The 11,867-nt window shown below is 34.9% G+C and carries 12 protein-coding genes; 8 read left to right on the forward strand and 4 right to left on the reverse strand.

The features are described 5' to 3' along the window. Positions 1-40: 40 nt before the first annotated feature. Positions 41-1,405, forward strand: a complete 1,365-nt coding sequence (locus LZ480_RS02500) for a TrkH family potassium uptake protein (protein WP_408641583.1) — start codon at positions 41-43, stop codon at positions 1,403-1,405. Between the two features lie 49 nt (positions 1,406-1,454). Here the strand turns inward: LZ480_RS02500 and LZ480_RS02505 are convergent, their stop codons facing one another. After that, positions 1,455-3,191 (reverse strand): B12-binding domain-containing radical SAM protein, encoded by a 1,737-nt coding sequence (locus tag LZ480_RS02505; RefSeq protein ID WP_241367787.1) that lies wholly within the window; start codon positions 3,189-3,191, stop codon positions 1,455-1,457. A 162-nt stretch (positions 3,192-3,353) separates the two neighbouring features. Between LZ480_RS02505 and LZ480_RS19985 the strand changes: the two genes are divergently transcribed. Then, complete coding sequence (locus LZ480_RS19985; protein WP_241367788.1) at positions 3,354-4,802, forward strand: ATP-binding protein; 1,449 nt, start codon at positions 3,354-3,356, stop codon at positions 4,800-4,802. A gap of 126 nt (positions 4,803-4,928) precedes the next feature. Beyond that, positions 4,929-5,375, forward strand: a complete 447-nt coding sequence (locus LZ480_RS02515; protein WP_241367789.1) for a MarR family winged helix-turn-helix transcriptional regulator — start codon at positions 4,929-4,931, stop codon at positions 5,373-5,375. A 68-nt stretch (positions 5,376-5,443) separates the two neighbouring features. Here LZ480_RS02515 and LZ480_RS02520 read toward each other — a convergent pair whose 3' ends face one another. The 3 genes from LZ480_RS02520 to LZ480_RS02530 form a co-directional block, all read right to left on the reverse strand. Further along, entirely contained in the window at positions 5,444-6,151 is a 708-nt protein-coding gene (locus LZ480_RS02520) for a chemotaxis protein (protein WP_241367790.1), read from the reverse strand. 62 nt (positions 6,152-6,213) lie between these two features. Further along, entirely contained in the window at positions 6,214-6,825 is a 612-nt protein-coding gene (locus LZ480_RS02525; protein ID WP_241367791.1) for a CPBP family intramembrane glutamic endopeptidase, read from the reverse strand. A gap of 323 nt (positions 6,826-7,148) precedes the next feature. Further along, a complete protein-coding gene (locus LZ480_RS02530; protein ID WP_241367792.1) occupies positions 7,149-7,334 on the reverse strand; it encodes a YkvS family protein in 186 nt (61 codons plus the stop codon). Positions 7,335-7,502: 168 nt separating this feature from the next. Between LZ480_RS02530 and LZ480_RS02535 the strand changes: the two genes are divergently transcribed. From LZ480_RS02535 to LZ480_RS02555, 5 genes are all read left to right on the forward strand, one after another. After that, positions 7,503-7,691: a hypothetical protein gene (locus LZ480_RS02535; RefSeq protein ID WP_241367793.1), complete on the forward strand. Its 189-nt coding sequence runs from the start codon at positions 7,503-7,505 to the stop codon at positions 7,689-7,691. Positions 7,692-7,782: 91 nt separating this feature from the next. Then, positions 7,783-7,974, forward strand: a complete 192-nt coding sequence (locus LZ480_RS02540) for an aspartyl-phosphate phosphatase Spo0E family protein (protein WP_241367794.1) — start codon at positions 7,783-7,785, stop codon at positions 7,972-7,974. Positions 7,975-8,249: 275 nt separating this feature from the next. After that, a complete protein-coding gene (locus tag LZ480_RS02545; RefSeq protein WP_408641593.1) occupies positions 8,250-9,110 on the forward strand; it encodes an NAD(P)-dependent oxidoreductase in 861 nt (286 codons plus the stop codon). Between the two features lie 115 nt (positions 9,111-9,225). Continuing rightward, the gene (locus tag LZ480_RS02550; protein WP_241367797.1) at positions 9,226-10,131 is read left to right on the forward strand and encodes a chemotaxis protein; all 906 of its coding nucleotides are present in this window, start codon (positions 9,226-9,228) and stop codon (positions 10,129-10,131) included. A gap of 169 nt (positions 10,132-10,300) precedes the next feature. Continuing rightward, a complete protein-coding gene (locus LZ480_RS02555; protein ID WP_241367798.1) occupies positions 10,301-11,845 on the forward strand; it encodes a Ppx/GppA family phosphatase in 1,545 nt (514 codons plus the stop codon). The last annotated feature ends 22 nt before the right edge of the window (positions 11,846-11,867 follow it).

Raw genomic sequence — 11,867 nt, forward strand, 5'->3', positions numbered from 1 at the left:
TCATTTTCAGCGTAATTCATTATACTAGAAAAAATGAATGATGGAGGCGACTATTTTGCCTTTAAAACAATTTGAAAAAAGAAGTATTACACCGTTTCGACTTTTACTCACTTATTATTTTTTCGCCATATTAATTTCGTATTTGTTGTTGCGAATTCCTGGTGTGCATTTAGAAGGTGTACAAGTCTCACATTTAGATAGCCTATTTATGGCGGTAAGTGCAGTAAGTGTAACGGGGTTGACAACGGTAACAGTTGCAGAAACATATAGTAGCTTTGGTTTAGCAATGATTTTAATCATTTTACAGTTTGGTGCCATTGGTATTATGTCAATAGGTACTTTTTTATGGCTATTATTCGGCAAGAAAATTGGCATGCGTGAACGTCAGTTAATTATGATTGACCACAATCAGTACAATTTGTCAGGTGTTGTGGCGCTGATTAAGCAAATTACAAAATTACTGTTTTTAATTGAATCAATCGGAGCAATCATTTTAATGGTTCATTTTAAACGTTATTTTGATACGTGGGAAGAGGCTGCCATCAACGGGATATTTGCCTCGATTTCAGCGACTACTAATGGTGGTTTTGATATTACGGGCATGAGTTTGGTGCCATTTCATTCGGATTATTTCGTGCAATTTGTTTGTATGATCTTAATTTTTTTAGGGGCAATTGGCTTTCCGGTGCTAGTAGAAGTAAAAACGTATTTATTGAAAAAAGATCCGACATTCCGCTTTAGTTTATTTACGAAAATCACAACGGCAACATACGGTATACTGTTTGTTGGAGGAACGGTCATAATATTAATACTAGAAAGCTTTTATTCCTTTAAAGGAATGCAATGGCATGAGGCGATTTTTACGGCCATGTTTCATTCCGTTTCGACACGTTCTGCAGGATTGACGACGTTTGATATCACGACATTTAATGAGGCGACACAGCTCTTTTTGAGTGGGTTGATGTTTATCGGGGCTTCACCAAGTTCAGTTGGTGGAGGAATTCGAACGACGACATTTGCGATTATCATTTTATTTGTCATTGCCTATTCGCGCGGTCACTCTGATATTCAAATTTTTAAACGTGAAATTCATTTAATAGATGTTTTTCGTTCGTTTGCTGTATTAATTTTTGCAATTTTCATGGTCATGGTGGCGATGATGATTTTACTCATTACTGAGCAGCATGCATCCATGAATCAAATTTTATTTGAAATTACGTCGGCGTTCGGAACATGTGGAATGTCTTTAGGCATTACACAGGATTTATCGACGATAGGGAAAGTTGTCATTATGACACTAATGTTCATCGGTCGTGTTGGCTTAATTTCGTTTCTGTATTCCCTAGGTGGTACATCAAAAAGGAAAAAGTATCACTATCCGAAAGAGCGAATTATTATTGGATGAAAAAAAGCTACGATTACTCAATTATTGAGCGAATCGTAGCTTCTTTATGTTAGTTAAAAGAATAGAAATAAGGTGCTTCGCTGTTGCGGAAGTATGTGAACAAGTAGCCGGTTTGCTTTGTTACAGTGCCTGTTTCATCATAGTTTTGGAAGTCTATGTGGAATGGAATAACTAACGAATGCTTAAATAGTTCACGTTCGCTAATATTCATCGCTGCAAATTCATCTCCAACAATTGCAGGCTTTTCTTTAATACGTGCATAAATATCACGCATTTCATTTTCGGAAAGTCGGTCATTCCACCATAATTTACGTGGTTGGAAATGTTGTCCACTTAAGAAGTCGTATTTCATTAAGCTTGTGATAATGTCGATATTTGCATTTTCTACAGTTTGTAAAAATTCAAGTAAACGACGGAATAAGTCTTCTAGCTGATGACCGATTCGGCTCCAACCTTTTGTTTCCCAATACGTACCGAAGTTTTGGAAGAAGTCGAACGGTGTTTCGAATACCTGAGTTACTAAATATTCGATTGTATGATCCATACGGTGCGCATTCCAATATTTTTCAAGTACATCCTCTGCATGTTTAATCCTTACGATATCATCAAATGTTAGCACGTTGTTTGAGAAAATTTCATACGGTGAGATGTCAACGTATGTATAGCCATATTTTTCGGCCTCTAAACGTAAGCCTGTACCACGTAACAGTTTTAAGAAACCAAGCTGTAGTTCTTCTGGACGCATTGCGAATACATCATTGAACGTTTTGCGGAATGAATTGTAGTCTTCTTCTGGTAAGCCTGCAATTAAGTCTAAGTGCTGATCGATTTTACCGCCTTCTTTTACCATTGTGACTGTACGTGTAAGCTTTTCAAAGTTTTGACGGCGCTTTACTAAGTCATTTGTTAAATCATTTGTTGATTGGACACCGATTTCAAAGCGGAATAAACCACGAGGTGCATTGTCATTTAAAAATTGAATAACTTCAGGACGCATAATATCGGCCGTGATTTCGAATTGGAATACAACGCCGGGCTTGTGTTCATCGATTAAAAATTGGAACATTTCCATCGCATAGCTACGGCTAATATTAAATGTACGGTCAACGAATTTTATTGTTTTGGCACCATTGTCCATTAAATAACGAATGTCCTCTTTAATTTTCTCACGATTAAAGTAGCGTACACCGACTTCAATAGAAGAAAGGCAGAACTGGCAGCTAAACGGACAGCCGCGACTTGTTTCAATATATTGGATACGCTTTCCTAAATGCGGTAAATCTTCTTCAAAGCGGAATGGTGTCGCAATTTCACGTAAATCAACTTTTGGCGGTTGTGCGTGTATTTTTAGTTTTCCATCATGTAAGTAGCAAATTCCGGGTACTTTTTCAAGTTCAATTTCACCATTGAAGTGGCGCAGCATTTCTTTAAATGAAACTTCGCCCTCGCCCATAATAATGTAGTCAATTTCATCATGCTTGCGTAACCAGTCATGTACGTCGTAAGAAACTTCAGGACCACCTAGTACGATTTTGACATTCGGTAAAACTGTTTTTAACATGCGAATAACGGCAATTGTTTCGTTAATGTTCCAAATATAGCAACTGAAACCGACTATATCAGGTTTCTTTTGAAATAGGTCAGAAACGATGTTAAACGCGGGATCTTTAATAGTGTATTCAGCTAGTTCACATACAAATTCTGGTTGAATGGCTGCTTTTAAATAACGAATAGCTAAATTCGTGTGAATATATTTTGCATTTAATGTACTTAAAACAATGTTCATAGTTTAATTCTCCTCTACATACATACTATTGTAGCAGTGTGAGACACAGCAAACAATATAGGATATTATGCCCATTTTATTCCAAGTAATAGTATGGAATAATGTTGAGTATGTATAATTTTCTGAAAATTTTAAAATAAGAATTAGGAGGCTCGGATATTAGTGGAAGGCGAATTGAGTCACGTTGTAGAAAATCTATTTCAACAGGCAAATGAACATATGGTTATTTTTGATTGTACTGGAAAAATAAAGTATATGAATGGTAAAGTTGTCGACACGTTTGAACAGTTAAACATTCAGACAAATTTTTTTGAGTTAACAGAAAATAATAATGCTGAATGGAATAAGTTCATTACAAGAGTGACTCGAGACGCCACGGCTAGCTATACTTTAGATTTGTATAATGACTTTCAACAAAATGTGCTAATAAGTTTTTTAGGCTATTACATTCCTGAACGACAATTAGTTCTTTGTATATTACAATTTAACATAGTGCACAAACCATTAAATGAAACGCAACATAATTACCATTTGATAAATGGCCTACTCAATGGGGTAGTGCTTACTTCTAAAAATGGTAAAATTATTATGACTAATCCAATCGCACTACAGCTATTAGGCTTTGATAATGGACAACTTGAAAAAAGAAGTTATGATTTATTATTTGAAAATTGTTATGTTGATCCAAAAGCGATTATTCAATATTATCGTATGATATCGAACAATGAGCTTGCGACGATTTTAGTTAAGCGTATTAGTAACGATGATCAAGTGTGCTATTTAAATATTTCAAGCAAAATCGATGAAACACTTGATATGTTGGTAACTACTATTACGGATCAAACAGAAAAAATGATATTATTAGAAACAATTAACCATCAAAAGTCATTAGCAACAGTTGGGCAAAGTGTAGCGACTATTATCCATGAAATTCGGAATCCAATGACCACTATTCAAGGCTTTATTCAGATGATTAAGAGCAGTATAGAAGAGCAGGTAAATCCTTATTTTCAAATTGTCGAAACCGAGCTTCAGCGAATTGATGATATGCTATTAGAATTACTATCGATTTCTAAGCCGAAAAAATATGATTTTCATTTACTTGATTTCAAAGGGGTAATAGAGCAAGCAATTACATTACTTCAATTGAAGGCCTTAGAAGCAAATGTAAATATTATTTTTGAATATGATGACAATGCTTCTTTCTTAATAAAAGGGAATTACAATCGATTAAAGCAAATGCTTATTAACTTACTGAAAAATGCAATTGAAGCAGTTGAAACGAATGGTTCAATAATTGTTCGTTTGCTATATACAAATGCATCGACACTTCGGTTAATTGTAGAAGATACAGGAAAAGGAATGTCGAAAGAGCAATTAGCAAACGCATTTCAATCATTTTTTTCGACAAAATCTACTGGGACAGGCTTAGGGCTTGTGTTAGTTCAAACAGTTGTAGAAGAGCACAATGGTACTATTTTTGTGGAAAGTAGTGAAGGTGTAGGTTCAAGGTTTAAAATTGATATAAACTTATTAGAGAATGAAGGGAATCCGTCCATTTCGTTTTCGTCTTATCCTTCCATGCAAAAATCAGCAAACATATATCTGTAATGACTATTCATTAAGTGAAACACTCCTAGTTCACTTCAAATTTTATTTGAAAAAATGCGTATTTTGACAAAACTTTCGATTAATCGCTATAATAGCCTTATTACTCAAAAATAGAGGATGGTTTTTATGGCTTCAAATGAAGTAAAACAATCGTTAAAATTATTTATCGTATTATCAAGAGCAACGAAAGCGATTAATGAAGCGACGAATCAGTTTATCCAACAAAACGGTTTGAATCCAACCGAATTTGCAGTTTTAGAGCTTTTATATCATAAAGGTCGCCAACCATTACAACAAATTGGCAACAAAATTTTATTAGCAAGCGGTTCGATTACGTATGTAGTAGATAAATTAGAAAAGCGCCAATTTTTAGCACGTGTTTCTTGTCCAGAGGATCGTCGTGTAACCTTTGCAGAAATTACTGAACAAGGTTCTGAATTTATGGACAAGCTGTTTCCGGAGCACGAGCAAAAATTACATGAGCTTTTAAGTGCCCTATCATCAGAAGAAAAGCAAACGACTATTGAGTTAGTAAAAAAATTAGGTATATCGATTAAAGATTTATCTTATTAAAAAAACGCCTCTCCAACTCATCATGAATTGGGTAGGCGTTTTTTAATTTTTGGATGATAGAATATAAATTATTGAATTGTTAAGCCCATTTGTAAAAATGCGTCTTGTAAATCTGCTGCTACCGTATCATAAATTGTCAGTGTTACAAACATATTGTCTCGTTCAAATGCAAATTTAATAACTTTATCAGTGTTTTCAAACGTAGTTTCGTAACCGACAATTTGAATAATGTCAGTATGATGTTCTAAAATACCGCTTAAATCATATTCTTTCACATCTGATGAAATCGCATCCATTGATTCAGTTACAGAAGACTTTACATCTTCAAAAGTTACCTCACCTTTTGCAGTAACTTCAATTTGCATTGAGAAATTGTCATCAGCATTGTAGAGTAAATGATCGATGCCAGGTTCCTCTGCCTCTAATGTGTAGTTTTCAAAGTGTTCAATAGAATAATTCATTTCTGCACTTTTTGAAGTAATAACCGCCTCTTTAAACGTTTGCCCGTTTGAACTATAAGTTAATGTTGCTTGTTCATCAGTTTGTTGAGGCTTTGCTTGTGCTGGTTCGTTCGTTTCTCCAGCACCTTTAGCGGGTTCTGTAGTTGTCTGAGTTGTTGTTGTTTCTTCGGTACTTGTTTCTGTTTGAGTTTGCTCTGTTTGAGGTTTTTCGTTTTCAGCCGTATTCGTGTCAGGCTCGCTTGTATCAGTATTACAAGCAGCTAATGTAGTTGATAGTAATAGCAATGCACTCAATGTTGCGAATGGTTTTTTCATAATGTGCCTCCTCTTACTTTAATAGATGGAAACTGTGAAAGTAAGTTTCTGATTTTATTGTATCAAAATAACGGTAAAACTAAAAATAATAATAAAACAAAGACGATATGTGCAACGATAATGAGTGGTAAGCTTTTTTTCCATTCATAAAGAGCACCCCATAAAAGACCTGCGACAATGGCAGCCATTGCCCCCGGGATAAATCCGCTAATTGCTAGCGATAATGAAAACAACATTGCAGTAATAAAAACAGCATAAGCAGGTGATGTATAGCGTTTTAGTTGTTGCTGCACATAGCCACGCCAAAACATTTCCTCACCAACTGCGATAATAAAAATAAGCATGACGTAATGGAATATATTTTGTGGACCGTAATCATTTAAAAATTTTGGGATTTCAGTTGTTACATTAGAATCGATATAAGGTAGCAGGGTATAACCTAATTTAACAAAACCGTACGTAATTGTCCCATAACCAATTCCATAAATTAAATATTGCCAAGTTGGAATACGGTCTTCGAATTTACCTGTGACTAAAGCAATCGCTATCCCCACTAGTAAAGTGAAAGCATATAGATACCAAAAGATTGATTTTTCATGAAAAGTGAAAAACATCATACTATAAATAAAAATCAATGACAGAAGGAGAGTAATCGTTTGTTTATCCATTTTCATTCATTGTGTACCCCCTTTTACGTATCGTATCAAAAAATACCCTTTTTAGCATCTTTTGAATGTTAAAAAGGGTATTTTGTATTAATTTGTTTCAGCGAAAGTCCCTACTTTTATAAACGGGGGATGAATGCCAAGTATGCCCTTAATTCAGTGGAGGTTTAAACCCTGGCTGAATTGGGGAACGAAGGTTAAAAGCGTCACGTCCTGTGACAACATCTTCGTGATCAATTTCCTGTTGACCGAAATGCCCCGGTGGATATCACAGATTTTTTTCAAGTCTACTCGAAAAAAGTGGGAAGCAATTAGGCCGAGACGTAATTGATTTATTCGTGATTTGCTAAAATCTTATAGCGTTTATGATTAACAACTGTTTTTTCTTCCATTTCTAATTCGTGAAAATTATCCATGATTGTAATATTCACAATAACCGAATTTTCATTGACCTTTTCAACAATACCTCTTAATCCATCTTTGAACTCGATAATATTTCCAACTTCAGCAATTTTCACACGCAGTCAGCCCCTTCATCGACTAATAATTAACAGTTTGCATGCTATTATACTATAAAGTTTATCTTTTTTAAATATTTATATTATTTTAATCGATTTTCAATCTCTTTTCTTCATATAGTAGTTCTGTTATATTGGAAAAAATAATAAGACTAGAGGTAATTTAAGATGGCAGACTATAAAGACATGTTAGACCAATTACGCAATGGTGAAGTGAAATCAGTTGTCATAAAAAAAGAGGAATTTTTACAATTTCGTGAACAAATTGTAAAGGATGAACAATTTAAACATTTTCGTGGTGAAGCAAAACAAGGAGGAGACGTTGTTTTTACCTATTCACAAATTCCTAGATCATAAAAACTGTCGAATTTTGTTTTACGATTATTTTGTATCTGTTATGTAAAGAAAGTATAATAATGGTAACAATTGGTCGTAAGGAGGGATAAAATTGGACGAAGTCAGGTTTGATGAATCGTTATTACATCAAATTGAAATTAAAAGACAACTCATGATTCAATCTGGTATTGAAAATGGGTTACAAAGTAAGCAAACGCTTTGTTTAAGCAAGCAAGTTGATCATTTAATGAACAAATTCAATCAAATTTATCATAGAAAATTGGGCATTCCAGGACAAAAGTAGCGTTATAAATAATTTTAGAGAATGGCGTTTTAATGTTGTTTTATTAGGGCATATTATTATTGAACACAGCAACATTCTCATTTCCCCCTTTAGAGTAGAAGCGATTCAAAGCTACTGCTCTCTTTTTTTGTTTTTATATAGAAAAATGTATTCAACTTAATTCAGTGGGGTTCAAACCGGCGCAATTGATTACATACAACATAACGCTCATTGCGGTTTATTTGAATTTTGATAAAATGAAAGAAAATATCAAAAAGGGGATTTTTGTATTGGATATGAAAAAAATTGGCTTTATCGGAACAGGTGTTATGGGAGCTAGCATTGTAAAGCATTTACTTCATGCAGGACATGAGGTAACGGTTTATACACGTACAAAAACTAAGGCGGATGCTCTAGTTGAGCTTGGTGCAAAATGGGCAGAGACTCCAGCAAAGGCTACAGAAGAACAGCAAATAGTATTTACAATGGTTGGCTATCCGAAAGATGTAGAAGAAGTTTATTGCGGTGACAAAGGGGTTTTTTCTTCTGCAAAACAAGGGACAATTGTTGTTGATATGACAACGAGTGAACCAACGTTAGCGAAAAAATTATACGAACAAGCAAAAGAAATCGGTGTACATAGTTTAGATGCTCCTGTTTCAGGTGGAGATATTGGCGCGCAAAATGGAACATTATCATTAATGGTAGGTGGAGATGAGGCTGTTTTTGAACAGATGAAACCGATTTTTGAAGTTTTTGGACAAAATATTATTTATCAAGGTGCAGCTGGTGCAGGACATCATACGAAAATGTGCAACCAGATTGCCATTGCATCAGGTATGATTGGTGTTTGTGAGTCAATGATCTATGGGTTAAATGCTGGTCTAACGATGGATGAAGTATTACGTTCAATTACAGCAGGTGCTGCAGGTTCTTGGTCACTTTCAAATCTAGCACCACGCATGCTGAAAGCAGACTTCGATCCAGGTTTTTACATTAAGCATATGATTAAAGATATGAAAATCGCTTTAGATGAGGCAGAACGTATGAATATTCAATTACCAGGTCTTATTTTAGCAAAAACTATGTATGATAAATTACTTGAAGATGGTTATGGTGAAAATGGTACACAAGCACTAATTAAGTGTTATGAATAATACATTTTACAACATAAAATCTACCTTATTAAGTGGATTCGTTTATAGGAGAATCAAATTCCCTATGATACAATAGAGTTATACATACCTGGGAAATTGGAAGGAGATACATGCAATGGAAAATCAAAAAGGGATTTTACTAGAAAGTGGAACAAATGAACTTGAAATTGTTGAATTTGAAGTAGCAAATAATAAATTTGGTATTAATGTAATTAAAGTAAAAGAGATTATTCAACCAATTCCCGTGACATTTATTCCACATGTGCACCCTCACGTAGAAGGCATCATTCAATTACGTGGAGAAGTACTGCCAGTTGTAGATATGCTAAAAGTATTGGGCATTCCAACAGAAAATCGTAATCCGCAGCAAAAGTACATTGTTGCAGAATTTAACAAACAACGAGTTGTATTCCATGTAGACAATGTAACGCAAATTCACCGTATTTCTTGGGACCAAATCGAAAAGCCATCTGATATGTACCAAGGTGGTTCTTCACAAGTAATTGGTGTTATTAAATACAACGAAGAAATGATTTTATTACTAGACTTCGAAAAAATCATGGTAGACATTAACCCTGAATCGAGTATTAGCGTAGAATCCGTAAAAAAACTTGGTAAACGTGAGCGTACAGAAAAGAAAGTCATTATCGCGGAAGACTCGCCATTATTGCGTAAACTATTATTCGATACTATGAATGAAGCAGGTTATGTGAATACAGAGTTCTTCGAAAACGGCCGCGATGCTTATGATTATTTAGAGGCACTTGCGAAAGCAGATAAGGAAATCGAAAAGCATGTCCAAATGGTCGTAACCGATATTGAAATGCCGCAGATGGATGGGCATCATTTAACGAAGAAAATTAAATCACATCCTGATCTACAAAAATTACCGGTAATTATCTTCTCAAGTTTAATTACAGATGATTTACGTCACAAAGGTGATCAGGTAGGGGCAGAAGACCAAATCTCAAAACCAGAAATTGCAGAACTTATTTTACGCATGGATAAGTTAATTTTGTAAATTTGTCACTTATTGAATTGAAGCAATACCTAAATATGATATAAAATAGAAACAAAAGCCGGATACTTGTAAAAGTAGTTCCGGCTATTTTTATAAGTTATTATTAATCGGAATAATTTGTATATTTATATAGCGATGAAATGACTTTTAGAAAGAAGTGAAGGCACCTATGAAAAATTTAAAAACGGCCATTATTGATATCGGTTCGAACACCATTCGACTTGTATTATATTCATATAATAAAAATGAGGGATTACGTGAGTTTGGCAATATTAAAACGGTAGCTCGCCTTCGCACTTATCTATTACCTAATGGAGAGATGTCTGAAGAAGGTATCCAACTGCTAGCAGATACATTAAATTCGTTTCGGTTAATTTTAGCTGATTATGAAGTGACAGATGTAAAGGCAGCAGCAACAGCAGCTGTACGTCAAGCTGTTAATAACGGAGAAATCATTCGTCGTATGCAAGAAGAAACAGGGATTAAAATTGACATTTTATCAGAAGAAGAGGAAGCCTATTATGGATTCGTTGCTGTCGCACATTCAATGGATACACCGTCTGCTGTAACGATCGATATTGGTGGTGGTTCGACGGAAATTACTTTATTTATCAATAAAAAGCTACAAAAAACCATTAGTTTTCCCTTTGGTACCGTGTCATTAAAACAAATGTTTATAAAGGGCACCATTATTAATAATGACGAACGAATTAAGCTACGTGCTTACGTGACCGAACAATTTAGTTCGTTGCCATGGATCAAGGACGTAGCCTTCCCGGTTATTGGAATTGGTGGTAGTGCTCGTAATATTGCACAGGTACATCAGCAAAAAACCAATTATCCATTATCAGGTGTTCATGAATATTCTATGAAACGAGATGATTTAGACGCGTTGCAAGATTATTTATCTCGGTTTTCATTTGAGCAGCTAAAGCAATTAGATGGGCTCTCTTCAGACCGTGCAGATACGATCGTGCTAGCTTTAGAAGTGTTCCTTGCATTATTGTCCGTCGTAGGAACAAATACATTCCAAGTAAGTAAAAAGGGATTACGTGAAGGGGTAATTATTGGGCGAGTATTGCAGGGAAATTCAAAGGCGTACAATAAATACAATGTATTTGAGGAAAGCGCACGCCAATTAGCACAAGCCTATGGACGTACAGAAGAAGAGGTTCATACACTTGCTGAGCTAACAGGGCAATTTTATCGAGGGTGCTGTAATTTACAATTATTTCATTATAACGATGCAGACTTAGAACTATTAATAAAAGGCGCAAAGGTGTATGCAATTGGTGAATATATCGAGCTTGATTCATCTAGTCAACATACATTTTATTTAATATCTAATCAGTCATTGTCAGGTCTTTCGCATGTAGACCGTGTCAAGTTAGCGCTACTTGCATCATATAAAAATCGCGATTATTTTGAACGCTTTGCACAACCTTTTGAAAGTTGGATGTCAAAAGAGGAATTAAAAAAGTTACGTGATTTTGGTGCAATATTAAAGTTTGTTTATGCACTTAATATGACAAAGCGCAATGTGGTGAAGCAACTTGTCATTAAAAATAAAGGAAATGACCTTTTAATCGAAGTGATGACGTCAGAGCGAGCAATTGCGGAAATGGCACAAGTAGAGAAACAGAAAAAGCATATCGAGCGAGTGTTCAAAAAAAATATTACAATTGTGTTCAATGTTGAAGGGTGGAATTGTTGATGACAACGAATATGGAGATGGA

The organism is Solibacillus palustris (assembly GCF_022549215.1).
Taxonomy (GTDB): Bacteria; Bacillota; Bacilli; order Bacillales_A; family Planococcaceae; genus Solibacillus; species Solibacillus daqui.